Here is a 22,868-nt window from a genome sequence, read left to right as displayed (position 1 = left end):
GGCGGTCTTGCGGGCCGGATCGCGGCACTTGCGGGCTTCGATCCCGACAATCCGGGTGCGCCGCCGCCCGGCGGGCTGCTCAAGCTCTTGCTCGCCGCCCAGCAGCGATAATCTCAAAGACCAAAATTCTGCTGGCTCGAGAATTATTGTCAGGCGAGGCCTGTCGCATCGGCGCTCCTGATCTTCTGCAATTGATTGACGGCCTGAAAAAGAATTTGACACGTCGGGCAAATCACCGGCAGATCTACATCATCGCGAAAATCGTGCAGAGCCCGGGCGGAGAAATCCGCCGCGGGCTTTTTTGTTGAAATTCTCCAATCGGACGGCGGCCGCTTGTCACGACGCCCCAACTCCCAACGCCCGTCGCCTGAGGCATCGCAGGCGCGCCGTCGTCCGAACCTTCATTAGCCGGCACGCGCGAACGTGCCGGCGTGCGGCGTGGCCAAGGTCACGGCCGCAAGCGGCCCCTGCAGCAGGGATACGGTTCGCGCCCGAAATGATCGCACCCCGGCGATCATGCCGCGCATTTATTTCCTTAAGAGAAGCCGATGACCGCATATCTGATATCGCTCGCGCTCATCGGCCTGATTGCAATCGCGGTATGGGAGGATCCCTCATGAGTGCCGAAATCATCCAGTTCATCCCGCGCCCCAGGCATGATCATGAACAGACCGATTTCCCGACGATTGCGTTCCGCTCCGCGGTACACGAGCCTGCGGCGGACCTGACCGACCTTACGCCGTGCGAATACGTCGCGGCGGATCATGACGAGACACGGTGAGGAAACCCTTGGCAGACATCCGCTCACTGGCACGGAGCCAGACCAAGACGGCCATCAACGTCCTCGTCAAAATCATGCAAAGCAAGGATGCGACGCCTGCGGCGCGCGTCTCGGCGGCCAACGCCGTCCTCGATCGCGGCTGGGGCAAAGCCGCGCAACCATCGGAGAGCGGCAATGAAGTCCCGGGCGGGCCTCCCCAACGCATCGAACGGCACATCGTCAATCCTGAAAATCCCGACAGCGAAAGTATTTGAACCGTTGCTTCGGCCCAGCAGGTACCGGGGAGCTTTCGGCGGCAGAGGCTCCGGAAAGTCGCATTTTTTCGGAGAGCTGCTGGTCGAGACCTGTCAGGCCGAACGCGGCACGCTCGCGGTCTGCATTCGCGAGGCGCAACGGACACTGGCGCAGTCGAGCAAGCGGTTGGTCGAGAGCAAAATCGCCGCGCTCGGCGTCGGCAGTGGCTTCAAGCTGTACAGCGACAAGATCGAAACGCCCGGAGACGGAATTATCATCTTTCGGGGCATGCAGAGTTATACATTCAAAGCCGTGATCACTGTGATAGTCACCGGATTTGTCGGGGCGGTCTGGCTCGGTATCAAGGCGACGCTTGGCAAGTGATCGCGGAGATGCGCCATGACCGGACTATCTCAGGCGTTTGTTGTGTAGCCACGGTCATCGATGTGGATTACCGACGGTTTGCTGAATGCGATCCGTCGAGAGCTGAAAGTTCAGCATCAGGTGGGGCCAATGTACCGGATTCGTGAGGTTGACGGGCACGACGATGAGATAGCCGATACGCTCCTGGAACTTCATCGGCTGACATTCCTGGATTGTGCCCCTATACCAAAGTTCGATCATGGGCATTGGTGGCTCGCTCGTGACGAGACGGAGCCAGTTGGCTTTGCGGGAGTTGTCCCTTCAACCCACGTGTCCAATGCCGGCTATTTCTGCCGGGTTGGCGTGCTGAGAAAGCACTGGGGACGCCGGTTGCAACTTCGTTTGATGGCGCCGTGGAGGGGCGTGCGCGGCTCAACGGATGGTGCTCGGTCATTTCCGACACGACTGACAATCTGTCGTCTGCCAATAATTTCATTCGCGCCGGCTACCGGCTGTTTCAGCCGCCGGTCCCATGGGCTTGGCCGAATACGCTTTATTGGCGCAAGCTCATTGGATAGCCAGCGTCCAGCATTCTTTCGAAGTACTCCTCGCCCGGTGGCCTGACGGCCGCCGGGCTCTTTTTCATTTTTAGCACGGTGCACAGGTTGCAGCAGCCCAATTTGGCGGAAGGGCCATGTTCCGCGCGCCTTGATCATTGGCGGTGAGGCGGTAGACTGGCCAGGCTCCAACCGCTTCAATTTCGCAACGGCGGGTTGAGCAAGGAAACGCCAATGCCAGGGGACGGCCGCAAGCCAGATGCAAGTTCGCTCGCGGGACCGGGAACGGGCAGCTATGCCGCTATCGTCGCGCGCGCCAGAGCGTTGATCCCGAAGCTGCGGGAGCGTGCCGCCAGGACCGAAGAACTGCGGCGCCTGCCACCGGAGACCGAGCGAGATTTACATGATGCCGGCCTGTTCCGGATCGTGCAGCCCAAACGCGTCGGCGGCGCCGAACTCGATTATGTTGCGCTGGTCGATTGCGCCGATGCGCTGGGGCAGGCGGATGCTTCCGTAGCGTGGAATTTTGCCAACCTTGCAAGCCATCACTGGATGCTGGGGATGTTTGACCGCCAAGCGCAGGACGCCGTCTGGAACAAGGGCGCCGATGCGTTGATCGCCTCGTCATTCATCTTTCCAGCCGGCCGGGCCAGAAAAGTCGATGGCGGATATGTGCTCAATGGCCACTGGCCGTTTTCCTCAGGCGTCGAATCCTGCGATTGGAACATGCTCGCCAGCGTGGTTTCATCCGACGATGACGCCGACGGCATCGAATATCGGATATTCCTGCTCAACAAGAGCGACTACAAGATCAACGACACCTGGAACGCGACCGGTCTGTGCGGGACCGGATCGAACGATGTCAGGGTCACGGACGCCTTTGTCGCGGAACAGATGACGGTCGCCGTGAGCGATCTCACTGGCGGGCCGACCCCGGGGAGTGCCGTCAACCCAAACGCCCTTTATGCGCTGCCGGTGTTCTCGCTGTTCCCCTATGTATTGTCAGGTGTCGGTCTGGGGAATGCACAGGCCTGCTTGAATGATTATGTCGAATTCGCACGTCATCGTGCCTCGACCTATAATCGTGCCAAGCTTAGCGATATGCAGACGACCCAGATCAAGATCGCGGAAGCCTCCGCCAAGATCGACGCGGCACGGCTGGTCATGCGCACGAATTGCATCGACGCGATGGCGGACGCTCGACGTAGTCACGTTCCGGACATAGCAGACAAGACGCGGTTGCGGCGTGACGGCGCGTTTTCTGTCAACCTCTGCACTGACGCTGTGTCGCTGCTGTTTGCTGCAAGCGGCGCGCGCAGTCTGTTTACGTCAGGTGCGTTGCAGCGACAGTTTCGCGATGCCCACGCGGTGAATTCGCACCTCGCGTTTAATTTCGATGCGGCGGGAACCAATTATGGACGGGTAGCGCTTGGCCTGCCGTCCGAAAACCTGACGCTCTGAGGCGAGGTGGATGTCCGACGCACCCAAACATCCGGCCGATCCCGCTAACGAGTTCGCCAGCGACAACTCGGCGATCGATCCCCGGGATTTTCGTAATGCGCTTGGTACGTTCGCTACCGGCGTCACTATTGTTACAGCGATGGCGGCTGACGGAAAGCCATATGGCGTGACCTGCAACTCCTTTGCCTCAGTCTCGCTGAATCCGCCGCTGGTCTTGTGGAGCCTCGGCATGTTCTCGCAGGGCTTGACCATCTTCCAGAACGCCAGCCATTTCGCAGTCAATGTTCTCGGTGCTTCTCAGCAGGCACTGGCCTCCCAATTCGCAAAATCCTCCGGCGACAAATTCGCCGGCGTGAGCTGGACGCCGGGGCTCGGCAACGCACCGGTGCTTGCTGACAGTGTCGCAAATTTTCAGTGTCGTGCCGCCAATCGGTACTACGGCGGTGACCACATCATCTTCCTGGGAGCCGTCGAGGCTTATACTTATAATGGGCAGGAGCCACTGTTGTTTGCTCGCGGCGGATTCGGCCGATTCCTTGGCGGCGATGACGGCAAATCCTGATGAACAGGAAAGATAAGCCCAAACGTGCTGGTACCAAGCAAAGGCGCCTCTTGCCCGACGATCGTCGCCGGGAAATTGTTGCGAAGGCGACCGAATTTTTCTCGGAAGAAGGGTTTGGCGGTGGAACGCGGGCACTGGCGCGACGGCTTGGGGTAACGCAGCCGCTGCTCTATCGTTACTTTCCAAGCAAGGACGACTTGATCAAGGAGGTCTATCGCACGGTCTATCTCGATCCGCTCGAAACCGGCTGGGAGAAGCTGCTGACCGACCGCTCGCGGCCGCTGCGCGACCGGCTGCTGGAATTCTATCGCGCCTATACCGACGCGATCTTCACCCGGAAATGGCTTCGCATCTATCTCTATTCGGGCTTGAAAGGTCTCGACATCAATCGCTGGTATGTCGGCATGGTCAAGGACAAGATCCTGACCCGGATCATCCGGGAGTGCCGTCATGAAGCGGGGCTTATCGTGCAAAACAAGCCGAGTGCGACCGAACTCGAACTGGCCTGGGTCTTTCACGGCGGAATCTTCTACTACGGCGTCCGCAAATACATCTACGAATCGCCGGTGCTCGAAGACAAGGATCGCATCATCAGCGATGCGCTGGATGTCTTTCTGGCCGGCTCCGAGCGGGTCAATGAAACCTCGCCTGACGTCCGCCGCGCACCGATCAAGGTGGTGGGATAAGCCAGCCGTTATTTTTCGGCTGTTTCCGCGCGATACCAGTCGCCGATCTCGCTTGCGGTCATCAGTGCCACGCCGTCATGGCCGATGACGTAGTCCAGCAGCGCCTCCAGATATTTGATGCGATGAGGAACCCCCGTAATATAGGGGTGGATCGAGATCGCCATGATCCGCGCGTTCGATTCGCCTTCGAGATAGAGCCGGTCGAACTGATCCATGCCACGCTTCAGGAATTGCTCGGAAGGCAGATGTTGCAGCGCATGGACGACGATGTCGTTGGTTTCGACCGAATAGGGAATGGTCGTGATGGTGCCGTGGGGCGTGGCGATATCCTGCGGCAAATCGTCGATGACCCAATCCGCGAGATATTCGATGCCGTTGAGACGCAGCAGATCGAGCGTTTCCTCGGTCTCGGTGAGGCCCGGGCTCTCCCACGATCGCGGTGCTTTGCCGGTGAAATTTGCAATTGTTTCGACGGAACGTTTGATCGCATCGGCTTGATTGTCGAGCTTGTGCATCGGCCCCTGCAGGAATCCGTGGCCCATAAACTCGAAGCCAGCCTCGAGCGCGGCGGACGCAACGCGCGGATAGGAACTGCAGACGTTGGCATTCAGGGCCAGCGTTACCGGCATCTTGCGGTCGGTCAGCGCCTTGAACTGCCGCCAGAAGCCGGCCCGCATGCCGTATTCGTGCCAGGACCAGTTCGGTACATCAGGCAGCAGCGGTTGGCCCATCGGCGGGCTCAGCACCGTCCGCGGCATCGCGTTCTCGATCCGCCATTCCTCGACGTTGAGGATCACCCACACCGCGAGCTTCTTGCCGCCGGGAAGCGTCAACTTTGGCCGGTCGATCTGGGCCTGATAGGGGATGCGGTCACTCAGAGCCACGGCAGATTCCTTGAATGAATTGATCTATCCGAACGCCTTGCCGGACATGTCTGCGTTAACGCGCGGCATGACTTTTTCCGCCATCAGGATCATCGACTGGCGTCCAAGCTCACGATCCTTCCAGTCCTTGCCGGCATAGAGCAGCGTACCAAAAGGCCCGGTCTCCTCCTGAAAAGCCAGCAGTTGGTCGGCTACGCTATCGGGTGTGCCGTGAATGATGAGCTCATCGCAGATCGACTCGAGTGTCACTTCGTCGTCGGGCTGATCGCGGCGCGTTTTGAACAGTTCGATACGGCCGCCGCGCTTTAACTTGGTGAATAGCGAGCGATAATAATAGACATATGGACCGTTCGGATCGGTGGCATAGGTTTTTGCCGTTGCAGCATCCTTGGCCACAAATACGCTTTTGGCGACCCGCCAGTTCGCCGTCTCTGCTGGGCGGCCAACGCGTTCGCAGCCTTCAACGTATTTCGGCCAATGGCTTTTGACCCAAGCCGGCATCAGGAAGTTCGCCGAAATCGGATCCCAGCCACGAGCGGCGGCTTCGGTCACACCTTTCGAGAACGGCGCCACTGCCGTCACCACGATCGGTGGATGCGGCCGTTGTAGCGGGCGCGCGATAAACCCCTGACCAATGTCCTCGATCAGGGTCTTCTGTACCGATACATTCCAGTACTTGCCCTGGAGGTTATACGGTGGCTCGCTTGCCCAGATCTCAAGGACCTGATTGATAGCCTCCAGGAACATCGCGTTGCGATCCGCGTCGAGATTGCCGAAAACTTCAGCGTCGGACAGCAACCCACCGGGGCTGATACCGAAGATCAGGCGGCCGTCGAGCATGTGATCGAGCATCGCGATCGATGCTGCAAGCGCCGCCGGATGAGTGTTCGGCATGTTGATGGTGCCGGTTCCAAGCTTGATTTGCTTGGTCGCCGCGGCGAGCCAGGCGATGAAAGCAATGCAGGAGGTGATGTTCTCGGCTTTGTCGGTGACGTGTTCGCCGACATAGGCCTCGCTGTACCCGAGTTCGTCGGCCAGCAGGAAGGCTTCGCGATCCTCTTTGAGAGACAGCCGCCAATCCTTGCCGACAGGATGGATGGGCATCGTGAAGAACCCGAGCTTCATGGTCTGATCCCCCAAGGGCAGGCTTCTTGTTTGGTAGGAAACGTGCGTCGGTCGCAACATGATAACAAGTCCCAAAGTCGCAGGCACCGAAATAATCACTCGATAAACAAACTTGACCTTTAGAAATTGTCGCCGTCTAATCCAAAGAAAAATGCCGATATCCGGCCGGGGAGGTTGCGTCGAATGAAAGCCTCGGCTTTCGCTTACGCCCGCGCTACCAGCGTCGTGAATGCGCTGGAGTTGCTGGCTGTTTATGGCGACAAGGCCAAGGTGTTATCCGGCGGCCAAAGCCTGATGCCGGCAATGAATCTGCGCCTGATCTCCCCCGAATTCATTGTCGATATCGGTGAATTGGCTGAGCTTCGCGGGATAGTTGTGAAAGGCGATGTCTTAACCGTTCGTGCGCTGACGCGTCACGTGGACGTCCTGAGATCTCCCGAAATCGCGACCCATGCTCCTCTGTTGAAGGACGCGACATCCCATGTCGCGCATCCGGCGATCCGCAACCGCGGCACGCTCGGCGGCAGCCTTGCGCACGCGGATCCGGCTTCCGAATTGCCGGCTTGCATGGTGGCGCTGGGCGCAACCGTCATTGTTTGCGGGCCACGCGGCGAGCGACGAATCCCTGCTCAAGAATTCTTCACCGGCATTTACGAAACGGCACTTTCGCCACAGGAACTGTTGGTTGCCGTCGAACTGCCTGTCGCGCGGAAAGATTCCACGCACTTCTTCCATGAATTTGCCCGCCGTCACGGCGACTATGCCATTGTCGGCTTGGCGGCGCAGTCGACCATCGTAGGCGGACAGTTCACTGATCTCCGCCTCGGTTTCTTTGCCGTGGGCGATCGGCCTTTGCTGGCCGGGGCTGCCGGGAAACTTGTTAACGTTGCCGTCACGCCGGAAGTCCTGGCCAAAGCCTCCGCGATACTGGGCGAAGAGCTGGATCCCCAAGGGGATCAGCAGGCTACTCCGGCCATGCGGCGGCACCTCGCGAAAGTATTACTTCAGCGTTGCGTGTCCAGGCTGCTTTGCCGTCCCGATTTGCAGTCGGGGGAACCCGCGCGATGACCCCTGTGCCTATCTTCCTCGAAGTCAATGGCGAGCGTATCGACGCCCATGTGCTGCCGCGGCTGAACCTGGCCGACTTCCTGCGTGAGCATCTGAAGTTGACCGGCACGCATGTCGGGTGTGAGCACGGGGTTTGCGGCGCCTGCACGGTACGCTTCAATGGCGAGATCGTGCGCTCCTGCCTGATACTGGCGGTACAGGCGCAAGAAGGGTCGGTCGAAACGATCGAGGGGTTATCCGACAGCGGTGAAATCGCGGATCTGCAGGCTGCGTTCCGCGACCGCAACGCTCTGCAGTGCGGCTTCTGCACACCGGGAATGCTGATGGCGGCGCAGGACCTGCTGAAGCAGACTCCAAAGCCGGATCGGGAAGAGATTCGTGCGCACCTTTCCGGTAACTATTGCCGTTGCACCGGCTATCAAGCGATTATCGATGCGATTGAGACGACGGCGCGGTTGCGCGCGGAACGCGCGCCATGACGCGTACACCTGAGGATCGTGCCGCGTTTTCGGTGCTCGATCGGCCGAACTCCTATATCGGCAAGACCGTGCCGCGGCCAAACCTCGACCGCCTGATGCAGGGACGCGGGTTATATGTCAGCGACATCGAACTGCCGCGCATGGCGCATGTCGTGTTCCTGCGGTCGCCGCACGCGCATGCAAAAATCACTGGTATCGATGCGGCAGCGGCAAAGCGCATGCCGGGTATAATTGCCGTCGTCACCGGCCAGGAAATTGCTGCGGTCATCACGCCGTGGGTTGGGGTGCTTTCGCACTTGAAGGGGCTCAAATCTGCGCCGCAAAGCGCGATCGCGGTTGATCGGGTGTGCTGGCAGGGCGAAGCCGTCGCGGCAATCATCGCAACTAGCCGCGCCGCTGCCGAGGACGCGGCAGAACATATCTCCGTCGCCTATGAAGAGCTCGACGCTGTGACGGACATGCAAACCGCGCTCGATCCCACAACGTCCGTGATCCATCCCGCACTCGGCGACAATCTGGCCTTCGAGCGTAATCATGATGCAGGCACCGTCGACGCGGTCCTTGCTGCCTCTGACGAGGTGGTGGAAGCAGAATTCATTTTTGGGCGGCACACCGGCGTGACGCTGGAGCCGCGTTCGGTAGTTGCCGATTGGAACGCAGCCGAGGCGCGGCTGACGATCTATCAGGGCACGCAGGCCCCGCATATGGTGCAGAATATTGCGGCGCTGCATCTCGGTCTTCAGGAGTCCCAGGTCCGCGTGGTCTGCAAGGACGTCGGAGGCTCCTTCGGTATCAAGGTCCACATCTACGCCGACGAAATGGCGACTTACGCACTGTCGAAACTGCTGCGGCGACCGGTCAAATTCGTCGCCGACCGGGTCGAGAGTTTTAACACCGATATCCATGCGCGCGACCATCGCTGCAAGGGAAAGATCGGCGTCAAATGTGATGGCACCATTACGGCGTTCGAGATCGACGATCTCACGGGTATCGGGCCGTATTCAATGTATCCGCGAACCAGCGCCATCGAGGCCAATCAGGTCGTCAACCTGGTCGGTGGGCCCTATGTGACCAAGAACTACCGCGCCCGGGCCCGCGTCGTGTTCCAGAACAAGAACGTCATGTGTCAGTATCGCGCGGTCGGGCATCCGATCGCCTGTTCGGTAACTGAGGGTCTGGTCGATCTGGCGGCGATGAAGATCGGCATGGATCCCGTCGAAATTCGCCGCCGCAATCTGATTGCCGACGACGCTTACCCCTGTGCTTCGCCTTCGGGTTTGCGTTTCGAGCAATTGTCGCATCATGCCGCGTTGGCGAAACTTATCAAGATGATGGATTATGACGCGCTGCGCGCGGAACAGGCAATGTTGCGGGCCAGAAACATTCATTGCGGCATCGGCATAGCCAGCTTTATCGAAGTCACCAATCCCAGCGCAGCATTCTATGGCGTCGGCGGCGCCAAGATATCGTCGCAGGATGGCGTGGCGGTGCGGCTCGATGCCCAGGGAGCCGTGGTCTGCCAAACCAGCATCACCGAGCAGGGGCAGGGATCGGAATCGCTCACCGCCCAGATCGTCGGCAGCGTGCTCGGTGTCTCGATGGACCGTGTGCGCGTCATTCTGGGTGACACCGACAATACGCCCTATGGCGGCGGAACATGGGCTTCGCGCGGCGCCGGCATCGGTGGCGAGGCGGCACTGCAGGCCACCAAGGAGCTGCGCAAGAACATCCTCGATGTCGCCGCCGCCATCCTGCAATCGTCACCCGGCGATCTCGACATCGTCAGCAATAGCGTTGTGAACGTTAGTGATGGCGCGCCGCGCATCGAATTGAGTGAATTGGCGAGGATTGTTTATTTCCGCCCCGATACGCTGCCACCGGGCATTCAGGCGGAGCTGATGGCGACACGGCATTTTGTCCCGCGCGAATATCCCTTCGCCTTTACCAACGGTGTTCAGGCCTCATGGCTGGAGGTCGATACCGACACCGGCTTCGTCAAATTGTTGAAGCACTGGGTGGTCGAGGACTGCGGCACGATCATCAATCCGCAATTGGTCGACGAGCAGATCAGGGGTGGGGTGGTGCAGGGCCTCGGCGCCGCGCTGTTCGAGAAATGCATTTATGACGAACGGGGCCAGCTCACCAACGCCAATCTGGCCGATTATCTGGTGCCGATGTCCGGCGAGATGCCGGACATCGATGTCGGCCATGTGGTCTCGCCAACGCTGGAATCGGAACTAGGCGCGAAAGGCGCCGGCGAAGCCGGAACGGCGGGAGCGGCGGCCGCGGTAACCAATGCAGTGAATGACGCGCTCAGGCCTTTTGGGACGATCATTACGGAAATTCCGCTGACGCCCCAAATTATCCTGACCGCACTGGGTCGCATCTGACGACGACGAGCTAAACCAGTGTTCACTCGGCTGCTGCGCTTGCGATCGATCTCGCTTTGGGATTGGTAACGACCACCTTGATGGCATCGTCAACACGCTCACGGGCGTATCTTAGCGCTGTTGGCAGATCGCCAAGTGGAAACGTATGCGTATGGATTTTCGTCGCATCGAAGCGCTTTTCTGCCATCAGCGCCATGGCGCGGCGGGTCGCGCTGCGGCCCTCGCCGCGAATGCCGTAGGCATAGATGTTGTTCTTTACGAGATGCGCGAGATCTATCGTGACGGGATCATGTGGGAACGCGGCAAGGCAAAGTTTTCCACCGCGATTGGTCATGTGAATGGCTTGATTGATCGTCGATTCGCTTCCTGCGCACTCGACGACGTAGTCGGCGCCAATGCCGCCGGTAAGTTGCCTGACGACCTGGACCGGATCCTCGTCGTTGATATTGACGACGCGGTCTGCGCCGAGCTCTTTGCCGATCGCGAGCCGTCTGTTGCGCGTTCCGGTCAGGATCACCGGGCTGGCGCCGAGCGCCTTGGCAACGGCCACCGCGAGCAACCCGATCGGCCCCGGACCGATCACAACGACGCTCTCGCCGGCCACCAACCCTCCCAGTTCGGTCAGGCCGTACATAGAGGTGCCGGCAGTGACGACCAGCGTTGCCTCCGCATCGCTCATGGTGTCGGGCACCCGCGCCAGCGTATTGATGTGGTTGACGGCATATTCCGCAAAACCGCCATCGGTAGTGAATCCGTTGGCGCGATGGCCCTTCTCGGGCTTGCCGTAATTCAGGCATGAGGTGTACATGCCTTGCCGGCAGCGCTTGCACTGGCCACAACCCGCGTGGATCTCCACGCTAACGCGCTCCCCAATTTCGAACTCATCGACGTCAGGCCCGAGAGCTGCGACGGTACCCATATATTCGTGGCCCGGCGTAAAATCCTTATTGAAGGGCAGGCCGCCCTGAATGCTCGCCGGCGAGCCTGTATGAATGATTTCAAGGTCGGTCGCGCAGATCGCAACTGCATCGATCCGGACCAAAACCTCCGCGCGTGCGGGAATGGGCACCGGCTTCTCGCACAACGAGAGATGGTCCGGGTCGCCCAGTACCCACGCTTTCATGCGATCAGGGATGAGCAGTTTGGACGAAGTTCTGACGCCGGCCGGCTGATACATGCAGCGGATCCTCTCACGCGCGAGCCTAGCGGAAATCGCAGTTGGGCGAAATTGCCGGATGCTGGAAGCGACGCGGCACCGTTTGCTGCATAGCAAAATGGTTTGTCGCAAATCCTTCATACGCGGCCTGTACTTGGTCCCCGGTTGGTGCTGAAATCCTTTCACTGCCTCGCAAAATTGGAGTTTTCCATGAAGACCGTCCGCTTTGTTCTTGCCTTGCTGGCGCTATCGCTAGTCGCGCCCGGGCAATCCGCAAAAGCGGCCGACGTCATCTGCTACAATTGTCCCCCGGAATGGGCGGATTGGGCCTCGATGCTCAAGGCGATCAAGGCGGACCTCAATTACGATATTCCTCACGACAACAAGAATTCCGGTCAGGCGTTGGCCCAGATACTGGCCGAGAAGAGCAACCCTGTCGGCGATATCGGCTATTTCGGCGTCACCTTCGGCATGAAGGCCAAGGCGCAGGATGCCCTCGAACCTTATAAGCCCGTCAACTGGGATCAGGTCCCAGCCGGCCTGAAGGATGCTGATGGCTTCTGGACGACGATTCATTCGGGCACGCTTGGCCTGTTCGTGAACAAGGATGCGCTCGGTGGCAAGCCGGTGCCGGCCTGCTGGAAGGACCTCCTGAAGTCCGACTATAAGGGTATGGTCGGCTATCTCGATCCGTCTTCGGCCGCAGTCGGGTATGTCGGTGCAGTCGCGATCAACTTGGCGCTCGGCGGCTCGGCGGCCAATTTTGATCCCGCAATCAGCTTCTTCAAGGACCTGAAGAAGAATGACCCGATCGTCCCCAAGCAGACTTCCTATGCCCGTGTGGTTTCGGGCGAGATGCCGATCCTGCTGGATTACGATTTCAATGCCTATCGCGCGAAATACTCGGAGAAAGGCAATTTCGAGTTTGTGATCCCTTGCGAAGGTTCTGTGGTGTTTCCTTACGTCGTTGGCCTCGTCAAGAACGCGGCGCACAAGGACAAGGCGAAAAAGGTTCTCGACTATCTTCTGTCCGACAAGGGGCAGGCGATTTGGACCAACGCCTATCTGCGTCCCGCGCGGCCGATCGAACTGCCTGAGGCCGTGAAGAAGAAGTTCCTGCCCGACAGCGACTACGCGCGCGCGAAAAATGTCGACTGGGGTCAGATGGAAAACATGCAAAAAGGCTTCGTCGACCGCTATCTCGCCGAGGTTCGCTGAGGCAATATGGCGTCCGGTTAGAGCGTTTTCGAGCGAAGTGGGTACCGGTTCGCGTGAAGAAAACGCGTCGATAAAGTAGAGCTTCGGTTCTGATTCGTCAGAACTGAAGCTCCGGGGCGCCTTCTGCGGATGTCGCATAGATCCTTTGTCTGGTTGTGCCTGTTGCCGCTTGCGGTGGTGACGGCGGCGTTTTTCCTGCTTCCGATGGCGCGGCTGGTCGTGACCGGGGCGGAAGGTCCGCAAGGCGTCGCGGGCTATCTGGCGATCCTGACCGAGCCGCGTTACCGCGCGACCTTGATCAATACGGTGGCGCTGGCAGCCGCGACCACCATTGTGACGCTGATCGTGGCGACGATTGCAGGAATGTTCCTGCAGCGACATCGCTTTCCCGGCCGCGCCGTACTGATTGCGATGCTGACCTTTCCGCTGGCGTTTCCCGGCGTGGTTATCGGCTTCCTGATCATCCTGCTCGCCGGGCGGCAGGGGCTGATCGGTGATGTTTCCAACCGCATGCTTGGCGAGAAGCTGGTCTTCGCCTATTCGATCTACGGGCTGTTCCTCGGCTACCTCTATTTCTCGATCCCGCGCGTCATTCTCACCATCATGGCCGCGGTGCAGAAGCTCGACGTCGGACTTGAGGAGGCCGCCCGTTCGCTGGGCGCGAGTCCATGGGCGGTGCAGCGCGATGTCGTGTTGCCGGCGTTGGCGCCGGCCTTCGTCGCTTCCGGTGCGATTGCCTTTGCGACGGCGATGGGGGCGTTTGGTACGGCGTTTACACTGGCGACCAACATCGATGTGTTGCCGATGCTGATCTATACCGAGTTCACGCTGGCTGCGAATTTTTCGACCTCGGCCGCGCTGTCGGTCGGGCTCGGCATCATTACCTGGTTCATTCTGGCGCTCGCCCGCTCCTTCAGCGGCAGCGCAGTTGCGGCGGCTGGATGAGCCATGCGTGACCGTCTAATCTTCACCGGCCAGCTAATTTTTACGTTGATCGTGGCCGCATTCCTGGTGGTGCCCGCAATCCTGTCGATTTCCGCGGGCGTTACCGTGAACTATTTTCGCGGTATCCAGTCCGGCGTAACCCTGCAATGGGTTGTCCAGGTCTGGCAGCTCTATGCCGGCACTATCCTGCTTTCATTCGTGATCGCCTTTGCAACCCTCGCAGTGACGCTGGCCATAGGTGTTCCCGCAGCCTACGCCTTGTACGTTCGGGGAGGGAGGCTGTCGCGCATCGTCGAGGAGATCATCACGCTGCCGCTGGCGATACCAGGTCTGGCAATCGCCCTGGCATTGCTGCTTACCTACCAGGGCTTCAGCGATTTCCGCCGTTCCTGGCTCTTCATCCTGGTGGGGCATGTCATTTTCACCATGCCCTTTATGGTGCGATCGGTGATGGCGGTATTTGCAACGGTCGATATCAAGACGCTCGACGAAGGTGCGGCGTCGCTCGGCGCATCACCATGGCGGCGTTTCCGCGACGTGATCGTGCCGAATGCCGTGCCGGGGATACTTGCCGGCAGCCTGATGGTGGTGACGCTTTCGCTTGGCGAATTCAACCTGACCTGGATGCTTCATACGCCCCTGACCAAGACGCTGCCCATCGGGCTTGCGGACAGCTACGCCTCGATGCGGCTCGAGGTGGCGTCGGCCTATACGTTGATATTCTTCGTAATGATCATCCCGCTGCTGGTGGCCATGCAATTTTTTGCCGAGAAGGAACAGAAGAGATGAACGCGTCAGCCGGACATGGCGCCTCGATGCGTATTGAGGCCTGCGGCAAGACGTTTATCGATGGAACGCGCGCGCTGGAGCCCGCGACGCTCGATATCGCCCGCGGCGAGACGCTGGTGTTGCTAGGTCCGTCCGGCTGCGGCAAGACCACGATGCTCCGCATCATCGCGGGCCTCGAATTGCCTGATCCCGGCGGCAAGGTATTGTTCGACGGCAAGGATATGACATCGGTGCCGATCGAACGGCGCAACGTTGGCATGGTGTTCCAGTCCTACGCGCTGTTTCCCAACATGAGCGTAGCTGACAATATCGGCTACGGCCTGAAAATCCGCGGTGTACCCGCCAAGGAGCGTGCGGCGCGTGTCGCCGAACTGGTCGCGCTGACCAATATTGCCGGGCTGGAGAATCGCCGCATCGACCAGCTTTCGGGAGGACAGCGCCAACGCGTGGCACTGGCGCGTGCAGTTGCAATCCGGCCGGGTATCCTGCTGCTTGATGAACCCTTGACGGCGCTCGATGCGGCGCTGCGCGACCGGCTACGCGGCGAACTCAACCGCCTGCTGCGCGCGCTTGGCATCACCACGATCTACGTGACGCATGACCAGGCCGAAGCGATGGAACTCGGCGATCGTGTTGTTGTCATGCAGAAGGGAACGATTGCCCAGATCGGTACGCCGCGCCAGATCTACTTCACGCCGCAAAGTCGCTTCGTGGCGGAATTCATAGGTGCCGCTAATATTATCGAATCCCCGATCGAGAACGGTTATCTCGTTTTACCGGGTGGGCGTCAGGCGATCGGGAACGACGCAAATTTTCCGACCGCGGTCGCCATGATTCGTCCCGAAACGATCCGCGTAGTGGAGACGGGGAGTGCTCCGCTTTCCGGCGTCATCGACAGCGTCAGTTTTATCGGCGACCGGCAACGTCTGGTTGTCAGCGGCGCATCGAGCAAGCTGATTACCGTCGATGCTCCCAACACGGTTCAAGCCAAGGCCGGCGAGCGGGTAGGGCTGTTGATTTCGCCGGAAGCCGTTCGTTTGCTGCCATCCGAAAGTTGAGAGCGCCAATGTCGCCAAAACCGGTTCGTATCGCTCAAATTTCCGATCTGCATATCAAGCCGCCGGGCTCGCTCGCCTATGGCCGCGTCGATACCGCCAGGGCCCTTGAACGTTGCGTAGTAGCGTTGAACGAATTTCAGCCGGCACCTGATTTTGTGGTCATATCGGGGGATCTCGCGGATACGCCGACCGCTGAGGAATATCAGTATCTCGCGCGGCTGTTGACACCCCTGAAGCTCCCGTTTGCCGGCATTCCCGGCAATCACGATTCGCGCGAACTGATGCGCGCTGCGTTTCCTTCCGCCCGGTATGCCTTGGCGTCAGGGCCGCTCAATCAGAAGATTGAGGTCGGAGGGCTGGATCTGCTGCTGCTGGACTCAAGCGTACACCAGAAGCCGCATGGCGAACTCGAAGAGCCCACGCTGCGCTGGCTTGACGCGACACTGGCTGTCTCGCCCGATCGGCCGGCGCTGCTGTTCCTGCATCACCCGCCGTTCAAGGCCGGAATCTGGCACATGGATCGCCAGAATCTCCTCAACGCCAGCGAACTCGCCCCCATCGTTCGGCGTCATCCGCGCGTGCAACTCATCGCTACCGGTCATGTCCATCGTGCGGCACTGACGATGTTCGCGGGCGTGCCGACCACGATCTGCCCGGCGCCGAACCATGCGGTCGATCTTGACCTTGCTGAACTCCGCGAGCCCTCGTTCAAGGTGGAGCCGCCGGCCTTCCACCTCCACACTTGGTTTCCGGGCGAGGACTTCGGCAGCATCGTCACCCATCAGGTGCCGATTGGGACGTTTGATGGCCCTCACCCATTTTTCGGGCCGAATGGAAAATTGCTGTAGCAGGCTCCTCGGCCCATTTCCGGCAGCGTTTTCGAAAACTGTCACTCCGACCTCGATACCCTCCTCGCTGCCCGGCCAGCCTTCTTCCCTGCCGGTTTATCCATCATTTCGTTGTTGACACACATTGCCAAGCTGGTTGTGGAGGAGCAATCATTCTCCGGAACGGAGTGGACTCACACCCCATGCTGACCGCCTGCGGAGAATCATGAAATGCGCCTGCTCCATTCATTGATTCCGGCGCTCGCGCTGCTCCTGAGCTCCGATGCAATCGCACAGACATCCTATCCGGACCGGCCTATCAAGATGATTGTGCCGCTGGCTGCAGCGAGTGCAGTCGATGTTGCGGCGCGGATCGTCACGCAAAAGATGGCCGACAACATGGGCCAGCAATTCGTGATCCTGAACCAGCCTGGCGCCTCAGGGATGATCGGAGCCGAGCAGGTCGCGCGGGCTGAACCGGACGGCTACACGATCGGGGGCTTCAACGACAGCATCATGACCATGGTACCTAACCTGCAGTCCAAGATGCGCTGGGACATATTGAAGGATTTCGAACCGGTATCGCTGGTTGCAACCGTGGAGTGGGGGCTGGTCGCCAGCAATCGGGCCAGCTTCAAGAGCGCGGCGGATCTGATCTCAGCCGCGAAAGCAGCGCCTGGCAAGATCGATTATGGCTCGGGTGGCCCGGGCAGCCCGCAGCATTTGGCCATGGCGATGTTCGCATCCGCGGCCGGCATATCGCTGACCCACGTGCCCTATAAGGGCGCAACGCAAGCTGCAACCGATGTCGCCGCAGGCCAGATTCCAGTCGGCTTCCAGGGGCTCGGTACAGTTGCTGCCCTGGTGCGCGGTGGCCAACTCAAACTGATCGGAGTGACTACCGAGAAAAGATTGGCGCAATTCCCCGACGTGCCGACCGTCTCTGAATCCGGCTTGCCCGGATTCTTCTTCAACTCATGGTTTGCGATTCTTGCTCCTGCCAGCACGCCGAAGGCGATCATCGCTCGGTTGAACGCCGAGGCCCTGAAGGCGGTCGGTGATCCCGAAGTACGCCGTAAGCTGGAGGAACTGGGATTTGCGGTGCGCGGCAGTTCGTCGGAAGAATTGCGTGTCATGACGCGTGATCAGCTTGCCAAATACGCGCGCGTGATCAAGGAAATGGGTATCGCGAACGAATAAGCCGGAGCGAAGCGGTCGGAGCGGCGTTGCGCCGCCGAGGTCTGTTACAGGCCCGAAATTGGTGCCTCAACGGCGTCCGGCTATTTCCGCGTGACGGGATAGCTGGATGTCCGTACCATCCGATGGCGGGTTCCAGGGTTATCGGAGCGTTAATGCCCGGGCTGCCTTTGCGTTTCGGCCGCTAAATCGACGCAGTAGGATGCTTTCCGGTTGAAATGCCAACCGGCGTTGATTACGGAAGAGCTACATCCCGAACAGTTTCTGGAGTTTGACTGGCGTGCCTCAACAAAGGACGGGTGAAGCTCAGGGATTTTCAAGCAGCAAACTGTCGGTTTTGCGCAAGCATCCCTATTTTGCCGACCTTGAGCCCGAAGCCTTCGACCAACTCTGCCGTTACGCCAAACACATCACGCTGAAGCGGGGAGCGACGATCTTCGCCAAGGGCGATCCCGGCAACAGCCTGTTCGCGGTGATCTCCGGCACGGTGAAGATCAGTATTTCGTCGCCCGATGGCCGCAATGCAATCCTGAATCTGATCGGGGCGGGCGAGATTTTTGGCGAAATCGCGCTGCTTGACGGATCTGCCCGCTCCGCAGACGCGACCGCGAACACCGCCTGCGAGCTCTTCACGATCGACCGTCGCGAATTCATACCCTTCGTACGCAGCCAGCCCGGCCTTGCGATGAAGTTCATTGAATTGTTGTGTACGCGGATCCGCTGGACCAGCGATCAGGTCGAACAGGTCATCCTTCAGAACCTGCCGGGCAGACTGGCCAGCGCGCTGCTCCGCTTGACCGAGAAACACAAGCTTGAACCGCAGGGCCGAACCATTGCGATTACCCAGCAGGAAATCAGCGAGATGGTCGGTATGACGCGAGAAAGCATCAATAAGCAGTTGCGGGCCTGGGCGGCGCGCGACTGGGTACGGCTAGAGCACGGTGCGATCGTTGTACTGAAGGCCGAGCCGCTGCAGGATTTGGCCGAAGCCGGATCTGGTGACGAAGACGAATAGCGGCGTGCGGCCGGCTAATTCTCCGGCGCGTTTCGCGAGATTATTCTCACAGGTCGAACACGGCCACAGCGCGGATCGGGGAGGCGGTGCCCCCGCGCCACTTCATCGGCAGGCCGATGAAGGTGAACCGGCCTTTACCGAGCAGCGCTTCCAGATTGCACAAGCTCTCGATGTGGGTGATGTCGAGGTCGAGACAGGCCTTGTGAACGAGCGCGTTCACGTCGCCTTCGGGGCCTGGCCGCATCGAGTCGATGCCGAAATGCACGATGCCTTGCTTGGCCAGCCATTCAGTTGCGGCGACATTCACGCCGGGATTATCGTTCGAATATTCCTTGCGCGGGAACGTGCGTTCGTGGTGACCGGTGCAGAGCAGTACGGTGCCGCCTTTCGGGACCGGCAGGTCGGCCTTCTTCACCGCCACTTCGAGATCGGAGGGCGTAATCTCGGCGCGCGGCAGAATGTGGCGCAGGTCGAGGCAGATACCCGGCACAATGCATTTCTCCAGAGGATACTGGTCGATCGATATGCCGCTCTTGCCGAAATGCCGGGGCGCATCGATGTGGGTGCCGGCGTGATCGACCATTGAGATGAACATCGATGCAAGTCCGTGCACGTTACCGGACTCGGCAAGGGATTCTTCGTGGGTCTTCCAGACGCCGTGGATGACAGGTGGATGGCCTGGATAGCTCGGGGTGCGGTGATAGAGCTCTCGGCTCAGGTCGATGATTTTCACGGTGGAGTCCTTCGAGGGAGGTTTCCGTAACGAGTCACCTTATGAACCCTGCGCGCTCGCGTTGTTCTTGTTGCCCTGCGCCGATCAACAAGTCGATCAGCTCCTGCGCTCGGGGCGCGTGGGCAGCCTTGGTGGCGATGCCAGCTGCGTACATGGTTGCCAGTTCGCAGCCGGGTGGCAGGGCGCCGGACAGTATGACGCCCTGGGTGCTGATGATTTCAGTCGATTGCGTGCAGCCGATTGGACGTCGTGCATCGGAGGCCGCCATTTCGCGCATGGCGGTGGCGCCATTCGGAAAAATCTTGAGCCGCGCGGCGACTTCATCGGTGATGCCGAGTTGCGCCAGAACCTTCGCGACGTGAATGCCGGCGGTCGAGGCGACCATGTCCGGCACGTAGATCGCATCCGATGCAAGCAGGCATTCGCGTAAGCCGACGGTATCCTTGACCGTAACCTGGGGATCGCCGGCGCGAACGGCGAGGGCGGTCTCTACCAAGCCGACATTCGCGATCGACGAGGCGACCACCAGCTTCTCCCCAGCAAGCTTGGCCACGATCGCTGCGGTCAAAATGACGATGTCGGCCGGCATTCCGCTGCGCAATTTGTCGGCCATGGCGCCAACCGCGCCAAACTCTCCCGCGATATCGAAACCGGTCTGCGTCTTGAATTTCGGAGCCAGGCTCGCCACCAGCCCCTGTGCTGCGCCGCCGCTCAGGATGTTCAGGCTGCTCATAAAGTCGATCCCATGGCGGCGATGATACTTTCGCGTGTAATTGGAAGATGGCGCACGCGCACGCCGAGCGCGTCGAACACGGCGTTGGCAATGGCCGCCGAGACCGGGCCATGGGCAGCTTCGCCGGCACCGACCGGGTCCATCTCCGGGCGCTGGATCAGTTCGACTTCGACCTCCGGCACCTCGCTGAAGCGAAGGATCGGATATTCCGTCCAATTGGTGCTGGTGATGCGTTGCCGGTCGAATCTGACGCGTTCCTTCAACACCCAACTCGTGGCCTGGATCGCGCCGCCTTCGATCTGGTTGATGACGCCATCAGGATTGATGGCTTCGCCGACATCGACCGCCAGAGTGAGCTTCCGGACGCGGATATCCTCGGCGCTTTCGATCTCGGCGACCGCAGCACAATAGGCACCGGTGTTCTTGTAGCGGGCAAAGGCGATGCCGTAGCCAATGCCGGGCTGCTTCTCCGGCTTCCACCGGGCGCGCTCTGCAGCAGCGCGAATCACGTCCTTTGCCCGCTCGTCCGTCAAGTGACGCAGCCGGAATGCGACCGGGTCTTCGTCGCGCTCCGTGGCGATCTCATCGAGGAAGGATTCGATTGCGAATACATTGCCCTGCGCGCCAAGCGTCCGCAGCGCGGAGGTGCGGATCGGCATCGTCGTCAGGCGATGGCTTTCGATCTGCCAGGATGGGAAGTCATAGAGCGGTACGGCATTGCGATCGCCGCCACCGCCATTGGCCTGCGGTGGATTGGTCGAGATCATCCGCGGAAACGGGTCTTCCAGCTCGAATCCCGCCAGCAATGCAGGTTGCACCGCGCGCCCGGGCCGCGCCACATGGCCGTTGCTCCAGATGGAATGGCGCCAGTCGATGATTTCACCCTCTGCGTCGAGATCGGCCTCAATCTCGATCGCCATGGCCGCTCCAAACGGCGCATCCGACATCTCGGCTTCGCGCGACCATTGCACCCGCACCGGCCGGCCGCCGGTGGCTTTGGCGAGCAATACCGCGTCGAGCGCAACGTCGTCGGCCGCATTGTGTCCATAGCAGCCGGCGCCCTCCATATGCTCGACTATGATATTCTCGGCCGGCAATTTGAGAACCAGCGCCAGATCGGTGCGCAGGAGATAGACGCCCTGGCTGTGGGTCCAGACGTGGACGCGGTCGCCGTTCCACTGCGCCATGGCGCAGGAGGGCGCGATCGAGGCGTGGGCGATGTAGGGGCGGGTATACTGCCGTTGAAGGGTCCGCTTCTTGGCACCGGGCGACGATGCTATTCGCTTGTCGATGATCGTTGTTTCCGAGGGGGCGGCCTTCAGGAATGCAGCTAAATCGCTCTCATCGGGGAGGGGCTCGCCGTCGGCCCACACCGCCCCCTTGCGTAGGGCTTGCAGCGCTGCCTCCGCGCCATGCTCGGTTTCGCAGACGACGCCCGCGAAACTGCCATCGCGCACGACAGCGACGAAGCCGGACATCGCGCGGACATTGCCGTCTTTCAGCCCGGTGAGCTTCGCGCGCGATTTCTCTGGCCGCAAGATGCGGCCGTGCAGCATTTCCGGCAATGCCCAATCGTGAATGAAGCGCGTCCGCGCGAATACCTTGTCGGGGATGTCGATGCGCTGCACCGAGTTTCCGGCGAGCACGCGGCGTGTGGCCGGTTTCGGTTTCACATCGGGCGCCGCGTCGCGATCGAGCGAGACTTCTTCCGCAAGCTCCCAATAGCTCGTCGTGACATTGCCCGGTCCTGAAATGGTGCCGTCCTCGACACCGAGCGAAGCGATGTCCACACCCAGCCGTTCCGATGCCAGTTGAAGAAAGATCTGGCGTACTTCGGCGCAGGCATGCCGCATCGCGCGTCCCGATTGTTGCACGGAGAGGCTGCCCGAAGTCACGCCCTCGTTGGGGCTGACAGCGGTCGACGCGCGGACCATCTGCACGCGGGAAATATCGATGTCGAGTTCGTCGGCGGCGATCTGGGCCAGGGCCGTTACAATACCTTGCCCGATCTCCACCTTGCCCGGCGAGACCGTCACCTGTCCCTGCGGCAAAAATTTCAACCAGGATGACAGTTTCGGGTTTGCCGCGAGATTTACCGGCAATTTGGGCGAGGATGGGCTGGGCGCTGGCTGGTTCATTCCGCCGCCATCTCGTCGGCTGCGCGCAGCACCGCCCGCACCATGCGGTTATGTGAGCCGCAACGGCAAAGGTTACCGTCGAGCGCTTCTTTCACCTCTCGGCTGCCGGCCATGGGATTTCGTTTCAGCAGCGCGGCCGCGCTCATGAGAATTCCGGCGACGCAATAACCGCATTGCAGCGCTTGCTCGGCGATGAAGGCGCGTTGCAATGGATGCGGTCGCTCAGGGGTCCCCAAGCCCTCGATGGTCGTAATGTCCTTGTCCGCCACCGACCACAGCGGCGTATCGCAGGCCGCCACGGCGCGATCGCCGATCATGACGTTGCAGGCGCCGCATTCACCGGCGCCGCAGCCGAAATGCGGCCCGGTCATGCCGATCTGCCCGCGCAAAATATCCAGCAGCGACCGATCGGAATCGGCGTGGACGTCAATCTCGACGCCATTGAGACGAAATCGCACGCTTGGCATCG

The 22,868-nt window shown here is 60.3% G+C and carries 26 protein-coding genes; 18 read left to right on the top strand and 8 right to left on the bottom strand.

The window, feature by feature from the left end; translation table 11 throughout:
- Nucleotides 1-146 precede the first annotated feature (146 nt).
- The 4 genes from JQ575_RS19000 (at nucleotide 147) to JQ575_RS18985 (ending at nucleotide 1,399) form a co-directional block, all read left to right on the top strand.
- Complete coding sequence (locus tag JQ575_RS19000; protein WP_212034742.1) at nucleotides 147-308, top strand: hypothetical protein; 162 nt, start codon at nucleotides 147-149, stop codon at nucleotides 306-308.
- A gap of 308 nt (nucleotides 309-616) precedes the next feature.
- Nucleotides 617-781 (top strand): hypothetical protein, encoded by a 165-nt coding sequence (locus tag JQ575_RS18995; RefSeq protein WP_212034741.1) that lies wholly within the window; start codon nucleotides 617-619, stop codon nucleotides 779-781.
- An 8-nt stretch (nucleotides 782-789) separates the two neighbouring features.
- Entirely contained in the window at nucleotides 790-1,035 is a 246-nt protein-coding gene (locus JQ575_RS18990; RefSeq protein ID WP_249166743.1) for a hypothetical protein, read from the top strand.
- A 4-nt stretch (nucleotides 1,036-1,039) separates the two neighbouring features.
- The gene (locus JQ575_RS18985; RefSeq protein WP_249166742.1) at nucleotides 1,040-1,399 is read left to right on the top strand and encodes a phage terminase large subunit; all 360 of its coding nucleotides are present in this window, start codon (nucleotides 1,040-1,042) and stop codon (nucleotides 1,397-1,399) included.
- 54 nt (nucleotides 1,400-1,453) lie between these two features.
- On the opposite strand, the gene JQ575_RS18980 is transcribed toward JQ575_RS18985, so the two are convergent.
- Nucleotides 1,454-1,645 carry a hypothetical protein gene (locus JQ575_RS18980; protein ID WP_212034738.1) on the bottom strand — a complete coding sequence of 64 codons (192 nt, stop codon included), beginning with the start codon at nucleotides 1,643-1,645 and terminating at the stop codon, nucleotides 1,454-1,456.
- Between JQ575_RS18980 and JQ575_RS46465 the strand changes: the two genes are divergently transcribed.
- The 4 genes from JQ575_RS46465 (at nucleotide 1,568) to JQ575_RS18965 (ending at nucleotide 4,644) form a co-directional block, all read left to right on the top strand.
- The gene (locus JQ575_RS46465; RefSeq protein ID WP_409364804.1) at nucleotides 1,568-2,002 is read left to right on the top strand and encodes a GNAT family N-acetyltransferase; all 435 of its coding nucleotides are present in this window, start codon (nucleotides 1,568-1,570) and stop codon (nucleotides 2,000-2,002) included. The genes JQ575_RS18980 and JQ575_RS46465 overlap by 78 nt on opposite strands.
- A 167-nt stretch (nucleotides 2,003-2,169) precedes the next feature.
- On the top strand, nucleotides 2,170-3,396 hold the full coding sequence (locus JQ575_RS18975) for an acyl-CoA dehydrogenase family protein (protein ID WP_212034737.1): 1,227 nt from the start codon (nucleotides 2,170-2,172) through the stop codon (nucleotides 3,394-3,396).
- Nucleotides 3,397-3,406: 10 nt separating this feature from the next.
- Entirely contained in the window at nucleotides 3,407-3,958 is a 552-nt protein-coding gene (locus JQ575_RS18970) for a flavin reductase family protein (RefSeq protein WP_212034736.1), read from the top strand.
- On the top strand, nucleotides 3,958-4,644 hold the full coding sequence (locus JQ575_RS18965; protein WP_212034735.1) for a TetR/AcrR family transcriptional regulator: 687 nt from the start codon (nucleotides 3,958-3,960) through the stop codon (nucleotides 4,642-4,644). Before JQ575_RS18970 ends, JQ575_RS18965 begins: the two co-directional genes overlap by 1 nt.
- An 8-nt stretch (nucleotides 4,645-4,652) precedes the next feature.
- On the opposite strand, the gene JQ575_RS18960 is transcribed toward JQ575_RS18965, so the two are convergent.
- Both JQ575_RS18960 and JQ575_RS18955 read right to left on the bottom strand, forming a co-directional pair.
- A complete protein-coding gene (locus tag JQ575_RS18960; RefSeq protein WP_212034734.1) occupies nucleotides 4,653-5,528 on the bottom strand; it encodes a polysaccharide deacetylase family protein in 876 nt (291 codons plus the stop codon).
- A gap of 24 nt (nucleotides 5,529-5,552) precedes the next feature.
- Complete coding sequence (locus JQ575_RS18955; protein ID WP_212034834.1) at nucleotides 5,553-6,653, bottom strand: LLM class flavin-dependent oxidoreductase; 1,101 nt, start codon at nucleotides 6,651-6,653, stop codon at nucleotides 5,553-5,555.
- A gap of 183 nt (nucleotides 6,654-6,836) precedes the next feature.
- On the opposite strand from JQ575_RS18955, the gene JQ575_RS18950 reads away from it, so the two are divergent.
- The 3 genes from JQ575_RS18950 to JQ575_RS18940 are packed head-to-tail and all read left to right on the top strand — an operon-like array spanning nucleotide 6,837 to nucleotide 10,590.
- On the top strand, nucleotides 6,837-7,721 hold the full coding sequence (locus tag JQ575_RS18950; RefSeq protein WP_212034733.1) for a xanthine dehydrogenase family protein subunit M: 885 nt from the start codon (nucleotides 6,837-6,839) through the stop codon (nucleotides 7,719-7,721).
- The gene (locus JQ575_RS18945; RefSeq protein WP_212034732.1) at nucleotides 7,718-8,200 is read left to right on the top strand and encodes a (2Fe-2S)-binding protein; all 483 of its coding nucleotides are present in this window, start codon (nucleotides 7,718-7,720) and stop codon (nucleotides 8,198-8,200) included. Before JQ575_RS18950 ends, JQ575_RS18945 begins: the two co-directional genes overlap by 4 nt.
- Nucleotides 8,197-10,590, top strand: coding sequence for a xanthine dehydrogenase family protein molybdopterin-binding subunit (locus JQ575_RS18940; RefSeq protein ID WP_212034731.1), 2,394 nt, complete (start codon nucleotides 8,197-8,199; stop codon nucleotides 10,588-10,590). Before JQ575_RS18945 ends, JQ575_RS18940 begins: the two co-directional genes overlap by 4 nt.
- A gap of 22 nt (nucleotides 10,591-10,612) precedes the next feature.
- On the opposite strand, the gene JQ575_RS18935 is transcribed toward JQ575_RS18940, so the two are convergent.
- Complete coding sequence (locus tag JQ575_RS18935) at nucleotides 10,613-11,767, bottom strand: zinc-binding dehydrogenase (RefSeq protein WP_212034730.1); 1,155 nt, start codon at nucleotides 11,765-11,767, stop codon at nucleotides 10,613-10,615.
- A 189-nt stretch (nucleotides 11,768-11,956) separates the two neighbouring features.
- On the opposite strand from JQ575_RS18935, the gene JQ575_RS18930 reads away from it, so the two are divergent.
- The 7 genes from JQ575_RS18930 to JQ575_RS18900 all read left to right on the top strand — a co-directional run bounded on the left by JQ575_RS18930 (nucleotide 11,957) and on the right by JQ575_RS18900 (nucleotide 18,795).
- Entirely contained in the window at nucleotides 11,957-12,964 is a 1,008-nt protein-coding gene (locus JQ575_RS18930; protein WP_212034729.1) for an ABC transporter substrate-binding protein, read from the top strand.
- Nucleotides 12,965-13,093: 129 nt separating this feature from the next.
- A complete protein-coding gene (locus JQ575_RS18925) occupies nucleotides 13,094-13,909 on the top strand; it encodes an ABC transporter permease (RefSeq protein WP_212034728.1) in 816 nt (271 codons plus the stop codon).
- Between the two features lie 3 nt (nucleotides 13,910-13,912).
- Nucleotides 13,913-14,698: an ABC transporter permease gene (locus JQ575_RS18920; RefSeq protein ID WP_212034727.1), complete on the top strand. Its 786-nt coding sequence runs from the start codon at nucleotides 13,913-13,915 to the stop codon at nucleotides 14,696-14,698.
- Complete coding sequence (locus JQ575_RS18915; RefSeq protein ID WP_212034726.1) at nucleotides 14,695-15,756, top strand: ABC transporter ATP-binding protein; 1,062 nt, start codon at nucleotides 14,695-14,697, stop codon at nucleotides 15,754-15,756. The genes JQ575_RS18920 and JQ575_RS18915 overlap by 4 nt, the downstream gene beginning before the upstream one ends.
- Before the next feature lie 8 nt (nucleotides 15,757-15,764).
- A complete protein-coding gene (locus tag JQ575_RS18910; RefSeq protein ID WP_212034725.1) occupies nucleotides 15,765-16,604 on the top strand; it encodes a phosphodiesterase in 840 nt (279 codons plus the stop codon).
- A gap of 210 nt (nucleotides 16,605-16,814) precedes the next feature.
- Nucleotides 16,815-17,783: a tripartite tricarboxylate transporter substrate binding protein gene (locus JQ575_RS18905; protein WP_212034724.1), complete on the top strand. Its 969-nt coding sequence runs from the start codon at nucleotides 16,815-16,817 to the stop codon at nucleotides 17,781-17,783.
- Nucleotides 17,784-18,060: 277 nt separating this feature from the next.
- Complete coding sequence (locus tag JQ575_RS18900) at nucleotides 18,061-18,795, top strand: Crp/Fnr family transcriptional regulator (RefSeq protein WP_212034723.1); 735 nt, start codon at nucleotides 18,061-18,063, stop codon at nucleotides 18,793-18,795.
- A 46-nt stretch (nucleotides 18,796-18,841) separates the two neighbouring features.
- Here the strand turns inward: JQ575_RS18900 and JQ575_RS18895 are convergent, their stop codons facing one another.
- From JQ575_RS18895 to JQ575_RS18880, 4 genes are read right to left on the bottom strand one after another with little or no spacing between them, the layout of a single operon-like run.
- Nucleotides 18,842-19,528, bottom strand: coding sequence for a cyclase family protein (locus JQ575_RS18895; protein WP_212034722.1), 687 nt, complete (start codon nucleotides 19,526-19,528; stop codon nucleotides 18,842-18,844).
- 34 nt (nucleotides 19,529-19,562) lie between these two features.
- Nucleotides 19,563-20,261, bottom strand: a complete 699-nt coding sequence (locus tag JQ575_RS18890; RefSeq protein WP_212034721.1) for a substrate-binding domain-containing protein — start codon at nucleotides 20,259-20,261, stop codon at nucleotides 19,563-19,565.
- A complete protein-coding gene (locus tag JQ575_RS18885) occupies nucleotides 20,258-22,399 on the bottom strand; it encodes a molybdopterin cofactor-binding domain-containing protein (protein ID WP_212034720.1) in 2,142 nt (713 codons plus the stop codon). Before JQ575_RS18885 ends, JQ575_RS18890 begins: the two co-directional genes overlap by 4 nt.
- The gene (locus tag JQ575_RS18880; protein WP_212034719.1) at nucleotides 22,396-22,866 is read right to left on the bottom strand and encodes a (2Fe-2S)-binding protein; all 471 of its coding nucleotides are present in this window, start codon (nucleotides 22,864-22,866) and stop codon (nucleotides 22,396-22,398) included. The genes JQ575_RS18885 and JQ575_RS18880 overlap by 4 nt, the downstream gene beginning before the upstream one ends.
- Nucleotides 22,867-22,868: the final 2 nt, after the last annotated feature.

The organism is Bradyrhizobium sp. JYMT SZCCT0428, assembly GCF_018131075.1.
Classification (GTDB): domain Bacteria; phylum Pseudomonadota; class Alphaproteobacteria; order Rhizobiales; family Xanthobacteraceae; genus Bradyrhizobium.
The sequence above is the reverse complement of the archived record's forward strand: the minus strand, read 5'-3'. Positions and strand labels throughout refer to the sequence as shown.

What these genes read in the sequence shown, in the direction of transcription:
- JQ575_RS18915 (WP_212034726.1), top strand. Translation starts at nt 14,695, where the DNA reads ATGAACGCGTCAGCCGGACATGGCGCCTCGATGCGTATTGAGGCCTGC.
- JQ575_RS18925 (WP_212034728.1), top strand. Translation starts at nt 13,094, where the DNA reads ATGTCGCATAGATCCTTTGTCTGGTTGTGCCTGTTGCCGCTTGCGGTG.
- JQ575_RS18970 (WP_212034736.1), top strand. Translation starts at nt 3,407, where the DNA reads ATGTCCGACGCACCCAAACATCCGGCCGATCCCGCTAACGAGTTCGCC.
- JQ575_RS18975 (WP_212034737.1), top strand. Translation starts at nt 2,170, where the DNA reads ATGCCAGGGGACGGCCGCAAGCCAGATGCAAGTTCGCTCGCGGGACCG.
- JQ575_RS18950 (WP_212034733.1), top strand. Translation starts at nt 6,837, where the DNA reads ATGAAAGCCTCGGCTTTCGCTTACGCCCGCGCTACCAGCGTCGTGAAT.
- JQ575_RS18965 (WP_212034735.1), top strand. Translation starts at nt 3,958, where the DNA reads ATGAACAGGAAAGATAAGCCCAAACGTGCTGGTACCAAGCAAAGGCGC.
- JQ575_RS18955 (WP_212034834.1), bottom strand. Translation starts at nt 6,653, where the DNA reads ATGAAGCTCGGGTTCTTCACGATGCCCATCCATCCTGTCGGCAAGGAT.
- JQ575_RS18995 (WP_212034741.1), top strand. Translation starts at nt 617, where the DNA reads ATGAGTGCCGAAATCATCCAGTTCATCCCGCGCCCCAGGCATGATCAT.
- JQ575_RS18890 (WP_212034721.1), bottom strand. Translation starts at nt 20,261, where the DNA reads ATGAGCAGCCTGAACATCCTGAGCGGCGGCGCAGCACAGGGGCTGGTG.
- JQ575_RS18930 (WP_212034729.1), top strand. Translation starts at nt 11,957, where the DNA reads ATGAAGACCGTCCGCTTTGTTCTTGCCTTGCTGGCGCTATCGCTAGTC.
- JQ575_RS18980 (WP_212034738.1), bottom strand. Translation starts at nt 1,645, where the DNA reads ATGCCCATGATCGAACTTTGGTATAGGGGCACAATCCAGGAATGTCAG.
- JQ575_RS18910 (WP_212034725.1), top strand. Translation starts at nt 15,765, where the DNA reads ATGTCGCCAAAACCGGTTCGTATCGCTCAAATTTCCGATCTGCATATC.
- JQ575_RS18885 (WP_212034720.1), bottom strand. Translation starts at nt 22,399, where the DNA reads ATGAACCAGCCAGCGCCCAGCCCATCCTCGCCCAAATTGCCGGTAAAT.
- JQ575_RS18945 (WP_212034732.1), top strand. Translation starts at nt 7,718, where the DNA reads ATGACCCCTGTGCCTATCTTCCTCGAAGTCAATGGCGAGCGTATCGAC.
- JQ575_RS18935 (WP_212034730.1), bottom strand. Translation starts at nt 11,767, where the DNA reads ATGTATCAGCCGGCCGGCGTCAGAACTTCGTCCAAACTGCTCATCCCT.
- JQ575_RS18920 (WP_212034727.1), top strand. Translation starts at nt 13,913, where the DNA reads ATGCGTGACCGTCTAATCTTCACCGGCCAGCTAATTTTTACGTTGATC.
- JQ575_RS18940 (WP_212034731.1), top strand. Translation starts at nt 8,197, where the DNA reads ATGACGCGTACACCTGAGGATCGTGCCGCGTTTTCGGTGCTCGATCGG.
- JQ575_RS18880 (WP_212034719.1), bottom strand. Translation starts at nt 22,866, where the DNA reads ATGCCAAGCGTGCGATTTCGTCTCAATGGCGTCGAGATTGACGTCCAC.
- JQ575_RS18905 (WP_212034724.1), top strand. Translation starts at nt 16,815, where the DNA reads ATGCGCCTGCTCCATTCATTGATTCCGGCGCTCGCGCTGCTCCTGAGC.